The 17,777-nt window shown below is 69.0% G+C and carries 17 protein-coding genes; 13 read left to right on the top strand and 4 right to left on the bottom strand.

Features of this window, described 5'->3' with window-relative positions; all coding sequences use genetic code 11:
* Nucleotides 1–158: 158 nt before the first annotated feature.
* Nucleotides 159–830 (bottom strand): response regulator, encoded by a 672-nt coding sequence (locus tag ABTZ59_RS05435; protein WP_351391057.1) that lies wholly within the window; start codon nucleotides 828–830, stop codon nucleotides 159–161.
* Between the two features lie 85 nt (nucleotides 831–915).
* Nucleotides 916–1,791, bottom strand: a complete 876-nt coding sequence (locus ABTZ59_RS05440) for a RecB family exonuclease (RefSeq protein WP_351391060.1) — start codon at nucleotides 1,789–1,791, stop codon at nucleotides 916–918.
* A gap of 106 nt (nucleotides 1,792–1,897) precedes the next feature.
* Between ABTZ59_RS05440 and ABTZ59_RS05445 the strand changes: the two genes are divergently transcribed.
* The 3 genes from ABTZ59_RS05445 (at nucleotide 1,898) to ABTZ59_RS05455 (ending at nucleotide 4,890) form a co-directional block, all read left to right on the top strand.
* Nucleotides 1,898–3,145, top strand: coding sequence for a site-2 protease family protein (locus tag ABTZ59_RS05445; RefSeq protein WP_351391063.1), 1,248 nt, complete (start codon nucleotides 1,898–1,900; stop codon nucleotides 3,143–3,145).
* Nucleotides 3,146–3,207: 62 nt separating this feature from the next.
* On the top strand, nucleotides 3,208–4,116 hold the full coding sequence (locus ABTZ59_RS05450) for a tRNA (adenine-N1)-methyltransferase (protein WP_351391066.1): 909 nt from the start codon (nucleotides 3,208–3,210) through the stop codon (nucleotides 4,114–4,116).
* Between the two features lie 180 nt (nucleotides 4,117–4,296).
* Entirely contained in the window at nucleotides 4,297–4,890 is a 594-nt protein-coding gene (locus tag ABTZ59_RS05455) for a hypothetical protein (protein ID WP_351391069.1), read from the top strand.
* 44 nt (nucleotides 4,891–4,934) lie between these two features.
* Here the strand turns inward: ABTZ59_RS05455 and ABTZ59_RS05460 are convergent, their stop codons facing one another.
* Nucleotides 4,935–5,255: a ferredoxin gene (locus ABTZ59_RS05460; protein WP_351391071.1), complete on the bottom strand. Its 321-nt coding sequence runs from the start codon at nucleotides 5,253–5,255 to the stop codon at nucleotides 4,935–4,937.
* Between the two features lie 253 nt (nucleotides 5,256–5,508).
* On the opposite strand from ABTZ59_RS05460, the gene arc reads away from it, so the two are divergent.
* The 5 genes from arc (at nucleotide 5,509) to prcA (ending at nucleotide 11,308) form a co-directional block, all read left to right on the top strand.
* Complete coding sequence (arc, locus tag ABTZ59_RS05465; RefSeq protein WP_351391074.1) at nucleotides 5,509–7,275, top strand: proteasome ATPase; 1,767 nt, start codon at nucleotides 5,509–5,511, stop codon at nucleotides 7,273–7,275.
* A 242-nt stretch (nucleotides 7,276–7,517) separates the two neighbouring features.
* On the top strand, nucleotides 7,518–9,029 hold the full coding sequence (gene dop, locus ABTZ59_RS05470) for a depupylase/deamidase Dop (protein ID WP_351391079.1): 1,512 nt from the start codon (nucleotides 7,518–7,520) through the stop codon (nucleotides 9,027–9,029).
* Nucleotides 9,030–9,163: 134 nt separating this feature from the next.
* Nucleotides 9,164–9,382 (top strand): ubiquitin-like protein Pup, encoded by a 219-nt coding sequence (locus tag ABTZ59_RS05475; protein ID WP_030754525.1) that lies wholly within the window; start codon nucleotides 9,164–9,166, stop codon nucleotides 9,380–9,382.
* Between the two features lie 143 nt (nucleotides 9,383–9,525).
* Nucleotides 9,526–10,371 carry a proteasome subunit beta gene (prcB, locus tag ABTZ59_RS05480; RefSeq protein ID WP_351391083.1) on the top strand — a complete coding sequence of 282 codons (846 nt, stop codon included), beginning with the start codon at nucleotides 9,526–9,528 and terminating at the stop codon, nucleotides 10,369–10,371.
* A gap of 52 nt (nucleotides 10,372–10,423) precedes the next feature.
* Entirely contained in the window at nucleotides 10,424–11,308 is an 885-nt protein-coding gene (gene prcA / locus ABTZ59_RS05485) for a proteasome subunit alpha (RefSeq protein ID WP_351391086.1), read from the top strand.
* A gap of 95 nt (nucleotides 11,309–11,403) precedes the next feature.
* Here prcA and ABTZ59_RS05490 read toward each other — a convergent pair whose 3' ends face one another.
* The gene (locus ABTZ59_RS05490) at nucleotides 11,404–12,441 is read right to left on the bottom strand and encodes a LacI family DNA-binding transcriptional regulator (protein ID WP_351391089.1); all 1,038 of its coding nucleotides are present in this window, start codon (nucleotides 12,439–12,441) and stop codon (nucleotides 11,404–11,406) included.
* 146 nt (nucleotides 12,442–12,587) lie between these two features.
* Between ABTZ59_RS05490 and ABTZ59_RS05495 the strand changes: the two genes are divergently transcribed.
* The 5 genes from ABTZ59_RS05495 (at nucleotide 12,588) to ABTZ59_RS05515 (ending at nucleotide 17,771) form a co-directional block, all read left to right on the top strand.
* Nucleotides 12,588–13,847 carry an MFS transporter gene (locus ABTZ59_RS05495; RefSeq protein WP_351391093.1) on the top strand — a complete coding sequence of 420 codons (1,260 nt, stop codon included), beginning with the start codon at nucleotides 12,588–12,590 and terminating at the stop codon, nucleotides 13,845–13,847.
* A gap of 9 nt (nucleotides 13,848–13,856) precedes the next feature.
* On the top strand, nucleotides 13,857–15,218 hold the full coding sequence (pafA, locus tag ABTZ59_RS05500; RefSeq protein WP_030354603.1) for a Pup--protein ligase: 1,362 nt from the start codon (nucleotides 13,857–13,859) through the stop codon (nucleotides 15,216–15,218).
* A 121-nt stretch (nucleotides 15,219–15,339) separates the two neighbouring features.
* Complete coding sequence (locus tag ABTZ59_RS05505) at nucleotides 15,340–16,275, top strand: FKBP-type peptidyl-prolyl cis-trans isomerase (protein ID WP_351391097.1); 936 nt, start codon at nucleotides 15,340–15,342, stop codon at nucleotides 16,273–16,275.
* A 43-nt stretch (nucleotides 16,276–16,318) separates the two neighbouring features.
* A complete protein-coding gene (locus ABTZ59_RS05510) occupies nucleotides 16,319–16,693 on the top strand; it encodes an FKBP-type peptidyl-prolyl cis-trans isomerase (RefSeq protein WP_351391100.1) in 375 nt (124 codons plus the stop codon).
* A 121-nt stretch (nucleotides 16,694–16,814) separates the two neighbouring features.
* Nucleotides 16,815–17,771, top strand: coding sequence for a helix-turn-helix transcriptional regulator (locus ABTZ59_RS05515; RefSeq protein WP_351391103.1), 957 nt, complete (start codon nucleotides 16,815–16,817; stop codon nucleotides 17,769–17,771).
* The last annotated feature ends 6 nt before the right edge of the window (nucleotides 17,772–17,777 follow it).

Here is a 17,777-nt window from a genome sequence, read left to right on the forward strand (position 1 = left end):
AGCCTGGCGAGCGGTGCGCCGAGACAGTGGTGGATGCCGTGGCTGAAGGCGAGCTGAGCACGGTTCGCGGCGGGGCGCCCACGCGGCCGGTCCGCTGTTCAGGAGGCGACGGGTCCGCTGTTCGGGAGGCGGCGGTCAGCGGCCGGGAGCCGCCGTAGTCACTGCGCGCCGGGGCGCACCAGCCCGCTCTCGTACGCGTACACCGCGGCCTGCACCCGGTCGCGCAGTCCCAGCTTGGTCAGCACATGACCCACATGCGTCTTGACCGTGGTCTCGCTGACGAAGAGGTCCGCGGCGATCTCCGCGTTGGACAGCCCCCGGGCGACCAGCTTGAGCACCTCGACCTCGCGCTCGGTCAGCGTGTGGAGCGTGTCGGGCACCGGCTCCTCGCCGGACGGCAGATGATCCGCGTACTTGTCGAGCAGCCGGCGCGTGATGCTGGGCGCCAGCATCGCCTCACCCGCCGCGACCACCCGGATCGCCTGGACCAGCTCATGGGCGGGCGCGTCCTTGAGCAGAAAGCCGCTGGCCCCCGCGCGCAGCGCCTCCACCACGTACTCGTCGAGATCGAAGGTCGTCAGCACCAGCACCTTCGCCGGACCGTCCCGGCCCGGGCCGGTGATCTGGCGGGTCGCCTCCACCCCGTCCATCCTGGGCATCCGGATGTCCATCAGCACCACATCGGGCTGTAGCGCGCGGACCTGGTCGATGGCCTGGAGGCCGTCCCCGGCCTCGCCGACGACCGCGATGTCCTGCTCGGCCTCCAGAATCATCCGGAAGCCGGTGCGCAGCAGCGGCTGGTCATCGACCAGTAGGACGCGGACAGTCACAGGGAACTCCTTCACTAGACCGGTCCCATTCTGCCCTGGCCGCCCCACCACGACTCCGCCGGGCGCTACGGGCGCCCGCGCGCGGCTACGCGGACCCCGGCACGCCGATCGTCAGCGGATAGACGGGGGGCGTACCACCGAATTCCGGACAGACCGCCTGGTGGTCGCACCAGCCGCACAGCTTCGTGGGACGCGGCCGCCAGTCACCCGTCTCGGTGGCCAGCCTGATCGCCTCCCAGAGCGCGAGCAGCTTGCGCTCCACCCGCTCCAGATCGGCCTCCACCGGGTCGTACGTGACAACCTCCCCGCTGCCCAGATACACCAGCTGGAGCCGGCGCGGCACCACCCGCTTCAGCCGCCAGATCACCAGCGCGTAGAACGACATCTGGAACCGCGCCCCGTCCGCGTACTCCGGACGAGGGGCCTTGCCCGTCTTGTAGTCGACGATCCGTACCTCGCCCGTAGGTGCCACATCGACGCGGTCGATCACCCCGCGCAGCCGCAGCCCCGACTCCAGCTCCGTCTCGACGAAGAGCTCCCGCTCGGCCGGCTCCAGCCGGGTCGGGTCCTCCAGCGAGAACCACCGCTCGACCAGCCGCTCCGCCTCCGCCAGCCAGCCCGCCAGCCGCTCGCCCTCCGAGTCCTCCGCGAACAGCTCGGCCAGCTCGGGCCGGGACTCCAGCAGCCGGTCCCACTGGCCGGGGATCAGCGCCTTGGCCCGCGGCGCCGTACGCTCCACGGCCGGCGCGTCGAAGAGCCGCTCCAGCACGGCGTGGACGAGCGTGCCACGGGTCGCCGCCTCGCTCGGCTTCTCCGGCAGCTTGTCGATCACGCGGAAGCGGTACAGCAGCGGACACTGCATGAAGTCGCTCGCACGCGAAGGCGACAGCGACATCGGCGCCCGGTCCCGCGGCGAAGTGGGCGGCGTGCTGGGCGAAGTGGGCGGCAGGCTCGTACTCATGACGCAGACCCTATGACCCGACACCGACAGCGATCCGAATACCATCGACCACAGAGCCACTCGCACCGCATGACCGAGCGAGCGACGCTGCTGACGAAGGGAACCCGTGAAAGAGGACGACGAGCGCGACGAGAGCAAGCCGTCGCCGCCCGGCAAGGGGGATACGGGCCCCGACGACAAGCCACCCCGCCGTGAGGACCCGGGCGGCGGCATTCTCATGGGCCGCCCCTTCGGCGTGCCGGTGTACGTCGCCCCGAGCTGGTTCCTGGTGGCCGCGCTCATCACCTGGATCTTCGGTGGCCAGCTCGAACGGATCCTCCCGCAGCTGGGCGGCCTCCGCTATCTGCTGGCGCTCTTCTTCGCCGTCGCCTTCTACGCCTCCGTACTCGTCCATGAACTGGCCCATACGGTCGCCGCGCTGCGCTTCAAGCTGCCGGTGCGCCGGATCCAGCTCCAGTTCTTCGGCGGCGTCTCCGAGATCGAGAAGGAGTCCGAGACCCCGGGGCGTGAATTCATCCTGGCGTTCGTCGGACCGCTGCTCTCGCTGGTGCTCTCGGGGATCTTCTACCTCGGCCTGCTGGCCGTCGAGCCCGGTACGGTCCCCGGCGTCCTGCTCGCGGGGCTCATGGTCTCCAATCTGATCGTCGCCGCCTTCAATCTGCTCCCCGGCCTTCCGCTGGACGGCGGCCGGATGCTGCGCGCCGTCGTCTGGAAGATCACGGGCAAGCCGATGAGCGGCACCGTCGCCGCCGCCTGGGTCGGCCGGGCGCTCGCCGTCGCCGTGCTGATCGGTCTGCCGCTCCTCACCCGTACGGGTGCCCTGGGCACCTCCGCCAGGAACGCCGGCGGTATGGAGACCGTCACCGACGCGCTGCTCGCCGCCATCCTCGCGGCGATCATCTGGACCGGCGCGGGCAACAGCCTGCGGATGGCCAGGCTCCGCGAACACCTCCCCGAACTCCAGGCCCGCGCCCTCACCCGGCGCGCGGTGCCGGTCGAGTCCTCCACTCCGCTCTCCGAGGCGCTGCGCCGGGCCAACGAGGCGGGCGCCCGGGCCCTGGTCGTCGTCGACGGCCAGGGCGACCCGACGGCCCTGGTCCGGGAGTCCGCGATCGTCGGCGTACCCCAGCACCGTCGGCCCTGGGTCGCCGTCAGCGGTCTCGCCCAGGACCTCACGGACGGCATGAAGGTCCCCGCGGACCTGGCGGGGGAGGCCCTGCTCGAACGGCTCAGGGCCAGCCCCGCGACGGAGTATCTGGTGCTGGAGGAGACGGGCGAGATCTACGGCGTCCTGTCGACCGCCGATGTCGAGCGCGCCTTCGTGGCCGCGATGGCCCGCCCGCAGGGGAAGTGAGGACCAGCGGGCCGCTCGTCCGGGCGAACCGGGACCCCGGAAAAAGCGGCTAAGCTTCAAACATGTCCGAACCGACCGGTGCCGCCCGTCGTCGCGGCCCCTTCAAGGTCGGGGACCAGGTTCAGCTCACCGACCCCAAGGGACGCCACTACACCTTCACGCTCGAAGCCGGGAAGAATTTCCACACCCACAAAGGGTCCTTCCCGCACGATGAGCTGATCGGTGCTCCCGAGGGCAGTGTTGTCCGTACCACGGGAAACGTCGCCTATCTCGCGCTGCGCCCCCTGCTCCCCGACTATGTCCTGTCCATGCCCCGCGGCGCCGCGGTGGTCTATCCGAAGGACGCCGGCCAGATCCTGGCCTTCGCCGACATCTTTCCCGGCGCACGCGTCGTCGAGGCGGGCGTGGGCTCCGGCTCGCTCAGCAGCTTCCTGCTGCGCGTCATCGGGGACCAGGGCATGCTGCACTCCTACGAGCGCCGCCAGGACTTCGCCGACATCGCACGGCAGAACGTGGAGCGCTACTTCGGCGAGCCGCACCCCGCCTGGCAGCTGACGGTCGGTGACCTTCAGGACAATCTGTCCGACACGGACGTCGACCGCGTGATCCTGGACATGCTCGCCCCCTGGGAGTGCGTCGAGGCCGTCTCCAAGGCGCTGGTGCCCGGCGGCATCCTCTGCGCGTATGTCGCGACGACCACACAACTCGCCCGCACCGTCGAGACGATCAGGGAATTCGGCACGTTCAACGAGCCTGCCGCCTGGGAGTCGATGATCCGCAACTGGCATGTGGAGGGCCTCGCCGTACGCCCGGACCACCGGATGATCGGCCACACCGGATTCCTGGTGACCGCCCGCCGCCTCGCGGACGGCGTCGAGCCGCCGCTGCGCCGCCGCCGTCCCGCCAAGGGCGCGTACGGCGAGGACTACGACGGCCCGGGCAGCGCCAGCGGCGGAGGCACGCGCGGCTGACCGAACCCGCCCACAGCGCTGCCGAGTTCCCGTCCGCGACGGACGAACTCGGCGGCGCTTTCTTTACGTTGGCCTTACGGACCCCGCTGTTCCGCCGCGTTGTGACGTGTGGCACGATGCTGTCTCCCTCCCCCCACCGTTGGTTATCCGCCGGTACCGCCTTCACAGGAGACACTCCGCGTGCAGCTCTCCGACGTTCCGGACCTCGCGCACACCCGGCCCCGCCCCGTGCACTGGCTCGCGACGGCCACCGCGATGGCCGCTGTCGTGGCCCTGGCCGGTCTGCTCCAGCCCGGGGCCGCCACGGCGTCCCAGTCGGGCTCGGGATCCCCGAAGACCGCGGCCCCCGGCCGCGCCCCACTGCCCGCCCCCGACCCCTCCGGCGTGGACTTCCCGCTGGAGTGCGGGGGCGTCGGCACGACCCTGGCCAAGAAGGCCTCGGGCGACCTCGACGGGGACGGCAACCCGGAGACCGTGGCGGTCGTGCACTGCGCGGCCGGCTCCGGCACCCCGCCCAACGGCGTGTACGTGCTGACCAGGACAGGCGACGAGGGCGAGCCGGCCAGGATCGTGGCGACCCTGGTGGACCCGAAGGACAAGCTCACCGTCGGCCCCGACTTCGCGGTACGCGACGGGGAGATCGTCGCGACGCTGCTCGGCTACTCGGGCCCCACGGTGCCCAGCTGCTGTCCCGACGAGGAACAGCGTGTCTCCTGGCGGTGGCAGAACGGCGCGTTCGTGCGCGGCGAGCGGCCCGTCGCGCGGAGTGTGTGAAAGATCACCGCGGGTGGCGCCATGAGACGGGCCGTGACAGGGAGTTACGCCGCGTCGGGGCCGTACACCTCGACCTGGTCCGTCACCCGGCGTACATGAATGCAGTCACCGGGGCACTCCCTGGCGGAGTCCACCACGTCGCGCAGCAGCGGCAGGGGTACGCGTGTGGTCGCGCCCGGGTCCTGGAGCAGTTCGTCGTCCGGGCTCTTCACATAGGCCAGCCCGTCGATGTCCAGCTCGAACACATCAGGGGCGTACTGCGCACAGATCCCGTCCCCGGTGCAGAGGTCCTGGTCGATCCAGACCTCCAGCGGCTCACCGTTGTCGGTGACGCCTTCGGTGGGAGCCTCCTGCTGCACGGTCATCTCTCCTGCCGTTTACCGCGCCGGGCAGCGCATTATGGAGTAAGTCGCGGCGGCCCTGACGGGTGTTGAACGCCTCGACGATACAACCGACAGCTTTCCGATGTTCCTGGGTGGGTATTCCCCTGGCGTGAGGGAGGGCGCAAGGGTGAAGATCGGACCTACCCCGACAGTCTTTGTGATCTAGGGGTTTCAATCATCACCCACCCAGGTAGGGTCAGGAAGCGTCCAGCTCCCCTTGGAGGAGGTGAGGACCGTGGCAGCCCACGACGACGACATCAACCGCGGCATCCGGCCCGGGCGGGGGTCCGAAGACCCAGCCGGCCAGGTTGCCTATCTCGAGCAGGAAATCGCCGTCCTGCGACGTAAGCTCGCCGACTCTCCGCGGCACACGAGGATTCTCGAAGAGCGGATCGTCGAGTTGCAGACGAATCTCGCCGGAGTGTCCGCACAGAACGAGCGGCTCGCCAATACTCTGCGTGAGGCCCGCGATCAGATCGTGGCCCTCAAGGAGGAGGTCGACCGGCTCGCTCAGCCGCCGGCCGGCTTCGGTGTCTTTCTGCAGGCCAATGAGGACGGCACGGCCGATATCTTCACCGGGGGCCGCAAGCTCCGGGTGAATGTCAGCCCCGGCGTCGAGCTCGACGAGCTCAGGCGCGGCCAGGAAGTCATGCTCAACGAGGCGCTCAATGTGGTCGAGGCCATGGAGTTCGAGCGCGCCGGGGACATCGTCACCCTCAAGGAGATCCTTGAGGACGGCGAGCGCGCCCTGGTGATCGGGCACACCGACGAGGAACGGGTGGTGCGGCTCGCCGAGCCGCTGCTGGACATCACCGTCCGTCCCGGCGACGCCCTCCTGCTCGAACCGCGCTCCGGCTATGTCTATGAAGTGGTTCCCAAGAGCGAGGTCGAGGAGCTTGTCCTCGAAGAGGTTCCGGACGTCGATTACGACAAGATCGGCGGTCTGGGCGGCCAGATCGAGATGATCCGCGACGCGGTCGAGCTTCCGTACCTCCACCCGGACCTCTTCAAGGAGCACGAACTGCGACCGCCGAAGGGCATCCTGCTCTACGGCCCGCCCGGCTGCGGCAAGACCCTGATCGCCAAGGCCGTCGCGAACTCCCTCGCCAAGAAGGTCGCCGAGGTGACCGGCCGGCCGGCGGGGAAGAGCTACTTCCTCAACATCAAGGGTCCCGAGCTCCTCAACAAGTACGTCGGTGAGACCGAGCGCCATATCCGCCTGGTCTTCCAGCGTGCCCGGGAGAAGGCGAGCGAGGGCACGCCCGTCATCGTCTTCTTCGACGAGATGGAGTCCCTCTTCCGCACCCGCGGATCCGGGGTCAGCTCGGACGTGGAGAACACCATCGTCCCCCAGCTGCTCGCCGAGATCGACGGTGTGGAGGGCCTGGAGAACGTCATCGTCATCGGCGCCTCCAACCGCGAGGACATGATCGACCCCGCGATCCTGCGGCCCGGCCGGCTCGATGTGAAGATCAAGATCGAGCGTCCGGACGCGGAGGCGGCGAAGGACATCTTCGCGAAGTATCTGACGTCCTCGCTGCCGCTGCACGCGGACGACGTCTCCGAGCACAACGGCTCCAAGGAGTCCGCGGCTCACGGGATGATCCAGTCCGTCGTGGAGCAGATGTACGCGGAATCCGAGGAGAACCGCTTCCTTGAGGTCACGTACGCGAACGGCGACAAGGAAGTCCTGTATTTCAAGGACTTCAACTCCGGTGCGATGATCCAGAACATTGTCGACCGGGCCAAGAAGATGGCCATCAAGGCATTCCTCGACCACGACCAGAAGGGCCTCAGGGTCTCCCATCTCCTCCAGGCTTGCGTGGATGAGTTCAAGGAGAACGAGGACCTGCCGAACACCACGAACCCGGACGACTGGGCCCGTATCTCCGGTAAGAAGGGCGAGCGGATTGTCTTCATCCGTACCCTGGTGACCGGAAAGCAGGGCGCGGACACCGGACGCTCCATCGACACGGTGGCGAACACCGGTCAGTACCTGTAGAGCGCGGACCGGCTGCGGATGTCCGGAAGGGCATCCGCAGCCGGTTGCTTTCCACGTACCTTCCACCACACCAGGCCAATGACGGAAATGATCTCCCCACCGGCGCAGAGGCGTTCTAGGCTCTTTCCTACCGCCGCGTCGCGCAGTGCGGGGTCGGGCACCGCACACGCATACGCGACGGAGAGACAGCGGTACTTGAGCCGCGCTTCCGGAGGGGAGCGCCGCCGGGCAAGGAGGGCCGCATGACCGTACGGCGAGTAATGGGCATCGAGACGGAGTACGGCATCTCCGTTCCGGGTCACCCGAACGCCAATGCCATGCTCACCTCGTCCCAGATCGTCAACGCCTACGCGGCGGCGATGCACCGGGCGCGACGTGCCCGCTGGGATTTCGAGGAAGAGAATCCGCTGCGGGATGCCCGTGGCTTCGACCTCGCCCGCGAGACGGCCGATTCCAGTCAGCTCACCGACGAGGACATCGGCCTGGCGAATGTGATTCTCACGAATGGCGCGCGGCTGTACGTGGACCACGCCCACCCGGAATACAGCTCTCCCGAGATCACCAATCCGCGCGACGCCGTCCTCTGGGACAAGGCGGGCGAGCGCATCATGGCCGAGGCCGCCGAACGCGCGGCCCAGCTTCCGGGCGCCCAGCCGATCCATCTGTACAAGAACAACACCGACAACAAGGGCGCGTCCTACGGCACGCACGAGAACTATCTGATGAAGCGGGAAACCCCCTTCTCGGACATCGTGCGCCATCTGACGCCGTTCTTCGTCTCCCGGCAGGTCGTCACCGGCGCGGGCCGGGTCGGTATCGGCCAGGACGGACATGAGCACGGCTTCCAGATCAGCCAGCGCGCGGACTATTTCGAGGTCGAGGTCGGCCTGGAGACCACGCTCAAGCGCCCCATCATCAATACACGTGACGAGCCGCATTCCGACGCGGAGAAATACCGCCGGCTGCATGTGATCATCGGCGACGCGAATCTGTCGGAGATCTCGACCTATCTCAAGCTCGGCACGACATCGCTCGTCCTCTCGATGATCGAGGACGGCTTCATCAACGTCGATCTCGCGGTCGACCAGCCGGTCCGCACGCTCCACCAGGTCTCGCACGACCCCGAACTCGGCCGGCTGGTCACGCTCCGCAGCGGACGGACACTCACCGCTGTCCAGCTCCAGATGGAGTACTACGAGCTGGCCAGAAAGTATGTGGAGGAGCGGTACGGCGTCGATGCCGACGAGCAGACCAAGGACGTCCTGGGCCGCTGGGAGGACACCCTCAACCGGCTGGAGAACGATCCGATGAGTCTGTCGGGCGAGCTCGACTGGATCACCAAGCGGGAGATCCTGGAGGGCTACCGGCGCCGGGACAACCTGGACTGGGACGCGGCCCGGCTGCACCTGGTGGACCTCCAGTACGCCGACGTACGCCCCGCCAAGGGCCTCTACAACCGTCTGGTGGCCCGTGGCAAGATGCGGCGGCTCCTAGACGACCAGGACGTCGAGCGGGCCAGGACGAAGCCTCCGGAGGACACCAGGGCGTATTTCCGGGGACGGTGCCTGGAGCAGTACGCGGACGATGTGGCGGCCGCCTCGTGGGATTCGGTCATCTTCGATCTGCCCGGCCGTGACTCGCTTCAGCGTGTGCCCACTCTGGAGCCGCTGCGGGGCACCCGGAACCACGTCAAGGAGCTGCTCGACCGCTGCCGTACGGCGGAGGAGCTGGTCCGGGTGCTGTCCGGAGGCTGAAATGGTCCCCGTCCGGGAATGATCGAGGTGGTACCCGGACGTTGTCAGAAGTGCGGGGCCGATGTCGGACCCTCCTTGTAGGGTCTGATCATGTAGGTCACATCGAGCGGGGCGAACCGAGCGGGGTGAGGGTTATGGCGACCAAGGACACCGGCGGCGGACAGCAGAAGGCGACGCGTTCCACCGAGGAGACCGAGGAGCAGGCGCAGGAGGCGCAGGCATCCGAGGACCTCAAGGAGCGCCAGGAGAAATTGTCCGACGACGTGGACTCCGTCCTGGACGAGATCGACGACGTCCTTGAGGAGAACGCCGAGGACTTCGTGCGCTCCTTCGTCCAAAAGGGCGGCCAGTAGCAGCGGTTGTCCGTTCCGGTGCGCCGGTGAAAGCCGGTCGCACCGGGACGGATGACACGCGGCGGCGCGGGTAAGGTCCGTGCACAGTTCTTAAGATCGGCCCGGCGCGAGCGGCGGGCCGCCGCCCACCCGGAAGGAAACGTGTGGAAGCCAACCCTCGTAACACCGGGCGTCTGCCGGCACCCTTCCTGACGCCCGGCTCGTCCTCGTTCATGGACTTCCTGTCCCACCACTCGCCGGACTTGCTGCCCGGCAAGCGCTCGCTGCCGCCGCTCCAAGGCGCCATCGAGGCGCCGCACGGGACGACGATCGTCGCGGTCAGCTTCCCCGGGGGCGTGGTGCTCGCCGGTGACCGGCGCGCGACGATGGGCAACATGATCGCCCAGCGCGACATCGAGAAGGTGTTCCCGGCCGACGAGTACTCGGCCGTCGGCATCGCGGGCACCGCGGGTCTCGCCGTGGAGATGGTCAAGCTCTTCCAACTGGAGCTGGAGCACTTCGAGAAGGTCGAAGGAGCCCAGCTCTCCCTGGAGGGCAAGGCCAACCGGCTCTCCACGATGATCCGCAGCAATCTGGCCATGGCCATGCAGGGTCTGGCCGTCGTCCCTCTCTTCGCGGGCTGGGACGTCGACCGCGCGAAGGGCCGCATCTTCTCGTACGACGTGACGGGCGGCCGTTCCGAGGAGGTGGGCTTCGCGTCCACCGGATCCGGCTCGATCTTCGCCCGTGGCGCGATGAAGAAGCTCTACCGCGAGGATCTGACCGAGGAGCAGGCCATCACCCTGGTCGTCCAGGCGCTCTACGACGCCGCGGACGACGACTCGGCGACGGGGGGTCCCGATGTGGCCCGCCGGATCTTTCCGATCGTCACCGTCATCACCGAGGACGGCTTCCGGAAGCTGACCGACACGGAATCCGCCGAGACCGCCCGCTCGATCCTGGAGCGCCGGCTGGAGCAGCCCGACGGCCCGCGCGCCGCGCTGCTCTGATGCCGCTCTCTTCTGAATAAACATGCCTCTGACAGAAAGGGACGGATAGCCGGTGTCGACGCCGTTCTATGTCTCACCCCAGCAGGCCATGGCCGACCGGGCGGAATACGCCCGCAAGGGCATCGCTCGCGGCCGCAGCCTCGTCGTGCTGCAGTACGCCGACGGCATTGTCTTCGTCGGCGAGAACCCGTCCCGAGCACTTCACAAGTTCAGCGAGATCTACGACCGGATCGGGTTCGCGGCCGCCGGCAAGTACAACGAGTACGAGAATCTGCGCATCGGCGGGGTGCGCTACGCGGATCTGCGCGGCTTCACCTACGACCGCGACGATGTGACCGCCCGCGGTCTCGCCAATGTCTACGCCCAGACGCTCGGCACGATCTTCTCCAGCGCGGGTGAGAAGCCGTACGAGGTGGAGCTGGTGGTCGCCGAGGTGGGCGCCACACCGGACGGCGACCAGATCTACCGGCTGCCCCACGACGGCTCGATCGTGGATGAGCACGGCTCGGTCGCGGTCGGGGGCAGTTCGGAGCAGATCAGCTCCTATCTGGACCAGCGGCACCGCGATGGCATGTCGCTCGCCGAGGCCCTGAAGCTGGCCGTCCAGGCGCTCTCCAGGGACACCAACGGCGGCGAGCGGGAGATCCCCGCCGAGCGGCTTGAGGTGGCGGTCCTGGACCGTACGCGACCGCAGCAGCGCAAGTTCAAGCGGATCGTGGGCCGTCAGCTCTCCCGGCTGCTGGAGGCTGACGGCGCGGCGTCCACGCCGACGGACGCGCCGTCGGACACCGAGGAGCCGGACGGCGGCGCCACCCCCGCCCCGGCCAAGACGCCCTCGGAACCGCCGGAGGCGCCGGAGACCACCGAGAAGCCCGAGCCCAAGGCGTCCGAGGGCAAGGGCAGCGGCAAGCCGGACGGAGAGGACACCGACGAGTAGCCCCGGCGGAAACGTCTCGGCAGGCCCCGACGCGCTCGCGCGCGCCGGGGCCTCGTCATGGCGCCGGCGGTGTCACCGGACGGGCGCCGGACGCGTCACGGGAGGGGCCGTGCGGGCGGCGGGGGCGCCGTGGAGTCCCGGACCACCAGCGAGACCGGCAGGTCGCCGGTCTGAGGCCGACGGCCGTCCAGGACCGCCAGCAGGGCCGACATCCCGCGCTCGCCCACCAGCTCGGCGGGCAGCCGTACCGTCGTCAGCTCCGGCTCGACCGCCGTCGCGAGCGCCAGATCGTCGAAGCCGCTCACCGAGATGTCCTCCGGCACCCGCAGCCCGAGCCGCCGTACGGCCTTGCAGGCGCCCGCGGCCAGGATGTCGTCGTCGCACACCAGCGCCGTCGGCCGGGCCCCGGGGGCGCTGAGGGCGCGCTCGACCGCCTCCCGCCCGGCATTCACCTCCAGCGGCGCGGGGACCGTGCGCACGGTCGCGTCCGGCACCCCCCGTACCGTCTGGGCCAGTGCCGCCGCCCGTACGTCGAAGGTCCACGAGGCCACGGCGGAGGAGAGATGGAGCAGCCGCCGGTGGCCGAGACCCAGCAGGTGTCCGGCGATCTGCCGCATGCCGTCGGCGATGTCCAGATTCACCCGGGCGGCGGCTCCGGGCGCCGCCGGATCGCTGTCGAGCATCACCAGCGGCAGATCCGCGCCGTCCGCGCCGCGGATCGCGTCGAGCGCGCCGGTCGCCATCGAGGAGGCGATCACCCCGTCCAGCGCGGCCCGCGCCGAGGCGAAGGGGTCCTTGGCGGGGCCCACCCCGGCCGGTGAGGGGTAGAGGACGACCCCGAAGCCATGCTCCGCGGCGACCTCGGCCGCTCCCGTGTAGACGCGGGCGAAGAACTCGTTGGTGAGCGCGGGCACGACCAGGAGCGCCGTTCTGGTGGTGCCGAGCCGCAGATTGCGGGCCGCGAGATTGGGCCGGTAGCCCAGGGCGCGCGCCGCGTCCCGCACCAGCGCGGCGGTCCGCTCCGAGACCCTGCCCCGCCACTTGTCGCCGAGGACGAGCGAGACCGTGGCCTGGGACACGCCCGCGGCGCGCGCCACGTCCTTGCTGGTGGGCCTGGCGGACTGCTCTGTCATGACTGCCGTTCTCCGTCGCGCGGTGCGAATCGCGGTGGACCCGCGGACTGCGCACATGGTACGTATGGCGCTGGACGTTATACGTAAAACCTCGGACGGGGCCGGAGGGCTGGCCCCGGGACGAGCCGACGGAAACAGGGGGCGACATGGCCACGGGGTACCTGGACATACTCAAGGCGCCGAGCGCCGCACGGCTGCTCGCCGGCACGCTGGTGGGCAGGCTGCCGAGCGCCACGGGCCATATCGCGATCGTCCTGTTCATCCGCGCCGAGGGCGGCAGCTACACGCTGGCCGGGGTGCTCACGGCGCTCTACGGCATCACCACGGCCATCGGCCAGCCGCTGCTGGGCCGGGCCGTGGACCTGTTCGGACAGCCCCGCGTGCAGCTCCCCGCGGCGCTGGTCTCGGCCCTCGGCATGGTGCTCTTCGCGGCGGTCGGAACGGGGACGCCGGCCCTCGCGTACCCGGCCGTGGCGCTCGCGGGCCTGTTCACCCCGCCGCTTGAGGGCGGACTGCGCGCGTTGTGGCCGAGCGTTCTGGGCCGGGAGGACCGGGTGCACCGGGCGTACGCGATGGACGCCGTGGCCCAGGAGGTCATGTTCACGGTCGGCCCGCTCCTCGTCACCCTGCTGGTCGCGCTCTGGTCCCCGGCCGCCGCGCTGCTCGTGATCAACGTGATCGGTGTACTCGGCGCGCTCTCCGTCGTCGTGTCCAAGCCCTCCCGGGCCTGGCGCTCCGCGCCCCGTCAGGCGCACTGGCTCGGCGCCCTGCGCTCGCCGGGGCTGCTCGCCCTCCTCGGCGCGTTCCTCTTCATCGGCATGGCCCTCGGCTCCATCACCGTCGCGGGCGTCGCCTACGCCGACGACCACGGCGACGAGTCCGTGTACGGCTGGCTGATGGCCGCCCTCGGACTCGGCGCGCTGATCGGCGGCACGGTCTACGGTTCGCGGCAGTGGACCGGGGTTCCCGAGCGCCGTCTGCGAGGCATCGTCGCCCTGCTGGCCCTCTGCTACCTCCCGCTGACGCTCACCCCCGGTGTGGTCGCCATGACCGCGCTGTCCGCCCTCGCCGGGGTCTTTCTCGCACCCGCGCTGGCCTGCGCCTTCATCGTCGTCGACCGGCACGCCCCGCGCGGCACGGTCACCGAGGCGTTCTCCTGGCTCGTCACCACGTTCGGTGTCGGAGCCGCGCTCGGCACCGGTGTCGCGGGCCCGGCCGTCGAGCACAGCGGCACCTCCGCGAGCTTCGCGGTGGCGGGGGCCGGCGGTTTCGCCGCGCTGCTGGTACTGCTGGTCACCCAGCGGGTCCTCAAGGCTCCCACCGGCCCTTCGGATGCCACCATCCGGACGGAAAATGATCGAAGCGGTGCGGCCCAACCCGGTTTCAGCTCTGGTCATCAGGCGTAATGTTCAGACATGGACCGCCGCATTTTCGGGCTGGAGAACGAGTACGGCGTCACGTGCACGTTCAGGGGACAGCGCCGACTGTCACCTGACGAAGTGGCGCGCTACCTCTTCCGCCGTGTTGTCTCATGGGGCCGCAGCAGCAATGTCTTCCTGCGGAACGGCGCCCGTCTCTACCTCGACGTGGGTTCGCATCCGGAATACGCAACTCCCGAATGCGACAACATCTCCGAGCTGGTCACGCACGACAAGGCGGGCGAGCGCATTCTGGAGGGGCTGCTCGTCGACGCCGAACGCCGCCTGCACGAGGAGGGAATCGCGGGCGACGTCTATCTCTTCAAGAACAACACCGATTCTGCGGGAAACTCCTACGGCTGCCACGAGAACTATCTCGTCGCCCGGCACGGGGAGTTCTCCCGGCTCGCGGACATCCTCATCCCCTTCCTCGTCACCCGTCAGCTGCTCTGCGGCGCCGGCAAGGTACTCCAGACCCCGCGGGGCGCGGTCTACTGCGTCAGCCAGCGCGCGGAGCACATCTGGGAAGGCGTCAGCTCCGCCACCACCCGCTCCCGTCCGATCATCAACACCCGTGACGAACCCCACGCGGACGCGGAGCGCTACCGCCGGCTCCATGTCATCGTCGGCGACTCGAACATGTCCGAGACGACCATGCTGCTCAAGGTCGGCGCCACCGATCTCGTCCTGCGCATGATCGAGGCGGGCACGGTGATGCGCGATCTCACGCTGGAGAACCCGATCCGGGCGATCCGCGAGGTCAGCCATGACCTCACCGGCCAGCGTAAGGTGCGCCTGGCGAGCGGCCGCGAGGCCTCCGCCCTGGAGGTCCAGCGCGAGTACTACGAGAAGGCCGTCGACTTCGTGGAGCGCCGGGGCATCCGCACCGGCACCGTCGACCAGGTCCTGGAACTCTGGGGCCGCACGCTCGACGCGATCGAGGCCGAGGATCTCGACCGTATCGGCACCGAGATCGACTGGGTCATGAAGTACCAGCTCATCGAGCGGTACCGAGCCAAGCACAATATGACGATGTCGCATCCGAGGGTCGCTCAGATAGACCTCGCCTATCACGACATCCACCGCCGCCGGGGTCTCTACTACCTACTGGAGAAGAAGGGCCAGGCCGCGCGCATCTGCAACGACATGAAGATCTTCGAGGGCAAGTCGGTGCCCCCGCAGACCACCAGGGCCCGGCTGCGCGGCGACTTCATCCGCCGGGCCCAGGAGCAGCGCAGGGACTTCACCGTCGACTGGGTGCATCTCAAGCTCAATGACCAGGCACAGCGCACGGTGCTCTGCAAAGACCCGTTCCGTTCGGTGGACGAGCGGGTGGAGAAACTGATCGCCGGTATGTGAGCCGCCGGGGACACACGCATTGGTGGAATGTGAGGAGGGCCCCGTACGTATCGCGTACGGGGCCCTCGGCACGCCTTAGAGTGGCGGGCAACTACTGTGCCGTCTGAGATCTGAGGAACACGTGCGCCGACTCGCCGGCCTCATCGTCGTCCCCTTGCTGCTGTTGTCGACAGCGGCCTGTGGCAGCGATGGAGGCTCCGACTCCACCTCGTCCAAGAACGGGCTTCCCACGATCAGCTCGGGTGCCAAGTTCGGTCAGAAGCCGACCCTCGACAAGGGGGAGGGCACGCCGCCCAAGGAGCTGAAGGTCGATGTCCTCAGCAAGGGTGACGGAGCCACGGTCAAGAAGGGCGATGCGATCCAGGTCAACTATCTGGGCCAGAGCTGGGACTCCGATAAGCCGTTCGACAACAGCTTCGACCGGAAGCAGCCATTCGATCTGACCGTCGGGGCCGGCATGGTCATCAAGGGCTGGGACCAGGGTCTGGAAGGCCAGAAGGTCGGCAGCCGCGTCGAGCTGGGCATTCCGCCGGAGCTCGGCTACGGCGCCCAGGGCCAGGGCGACATCAAGCCCAACTCCACGCTCGTCTTCGTCGTCGACATTCTGAAGTCCACCCAGGTCCCGGCCTCGGCCAAGGGGACCGCGGTCGCACAGGACAACATCGACCTGCCCAAGGTCGGGACGAACGACGACGGCAAGGAGCCGACCGTCACCGTCCCGAAGAGCGACCCGCCCAAGAAGCTCGTCTCCAACTATGTGCTGGAGAGCGACGGCGAGATCGTCAAGGACTCGGACACCGTCGTGCTGAACTACGCCGCGTACATCTGGAAGGACCGCAAGCAGTTCGACAGCACGTACAAGACCGGCCGCACACAGACCTTCCCGCTGGCGCAGCTCACGCTGAAGGGCCTCAAGACGGGCATCGTCGGCAAGAAGGTGGGCAGCCGGGTCCTCATCGTGATCCCGCCGGACCAGGCCTTCGGCAACCAGGAGCAGCAGGGCATCCCGAAGAACTCCACGCTGGTCTTCGCGGTGGACATCCTGGCGAAGGTGTAAGACTGTCCCGGTTGCCCCGTTCATCATTTAGAGGAGCAGTTCAGTGAGCATCGACAAGCCCGAGGTCGACTTCCCGGGTGGCGAGCCGCCGGCCGATCTGGAGATCAAGGACATCGTCGTCGGCGACGGCCCGGAGGCCAAGGCCGGCGACTCCGTGTCCGTCCACTACGTGGGCGTCGCGTTCTCCACCGGTGAGGAGTTCGACTCCTCGTGGAACCGCGGTACCCCCCTCCAGTTCCAGCTCGGCGCCGGCCAGGTCATCAAGGGCTGGGACGAGGGCGTGCAGGGCATGAAGGTCGGCGGCCGTCGCCAGCTGATCATCCCCTCGCACCTGGCGTACGGCGAGCGCGGCGCCGGTGGCGGCCGGATCGCCCCCGGTGAGGCGCTGATCTTCGTCTGCGACCTGGTCGCTGTCTGATCACTTCCGGACACCCGAGGGCCCATGCTGTCCGGCATGGGCCCTCGGCTTTTACGGCGACACCCCGGGGCGGTACGGTCAGCGGGGAGCGCGGCACGATCAAGAGGGGTGCGAGGCGTCGATGGCCATTGCCAAGGCCGAGCGGCTGATGAATCTGGCGCTGTGTCTGCTCGGGACCCGGCGTCCGCTCAGCAAGCGTGAGCTGCGGGGCTCCATCGAGGCCTATCTGGAGGCCGGCACCGACGACTCGTTCAACCGGATGTTCGAGCGGGACAAGGATGATCTGCGCGAACTCGGACTGGTCATCGAGACGGTGGAGAACCTCGACGGCGACACCGGCTATCTCGCCCGGCGCGACAGCAACCGGCTGCCCGCCATCACCCTCGACGCCGAGGAGGCCGCCGCCCTCGGTCTTGCCGCCAAGGTGTGGCAGCAGGCGCGGCTGGCGGGCGCGGCGAGCGGCGCCCTGCAGAAGCTGCGCGCCGCCGGGATGCCGGAGGCGGAGGACACGTACGAGGCGCACCACGGCGCGCTCGAACCCCGTATCCCCGTCCATGAGGCCGCCTTCGAACCGCTGATGCTCGCCTGCCGCGACCGGCGTCCCGTCGCCTTCGACTACCGCAAGGCCAATGCCGCCCGCCCGGAGCAGCGACAGGTGGAGCCCTGGACGCTGGAGTGCTGGCGCGGCCACTGGTATCTGGCCGGCTGGGACCGGGACCGCGGCGCCGAGCGGGTCTTCAGGCTCTCCCGGATCACCGGCCGGGTCCGCTCCCGCGCGGGTGTCTTCAGCGCGCCCGTACCCGATGTCGTCACCGTACGGGAGACGGTGGAGAGCTGGGCGGGGGAGACCGCGACGCGCTCCGCGCTGATCAAGCTGCGCTCGGGGTGCGGCTATCCGCTGCGGGCCAAGGCGCTGTCGTCACGGGAGCTGGGCGACGGCTGGGACGAGCTGGAAGTCCCTTACGGACATGGGCTGGACGCCTGGCTGGTGGAGTTCGGCCCGGACGCGGTCGTACTGGAGCCCGCGGATCTGCGGGCCGATGTCCTGGACCGGCTGCGCGCCGTGGCCAAGGGCTGAGGGGGA

Source organism: Streptomyces sp. NPDC094034 (genome assembly GCF_040303865.1).
GTDB lineage: Bacteria > Actinomycetota > Actinomycetes > Streptomycetales > Streptomycetaceae > Streptomyces.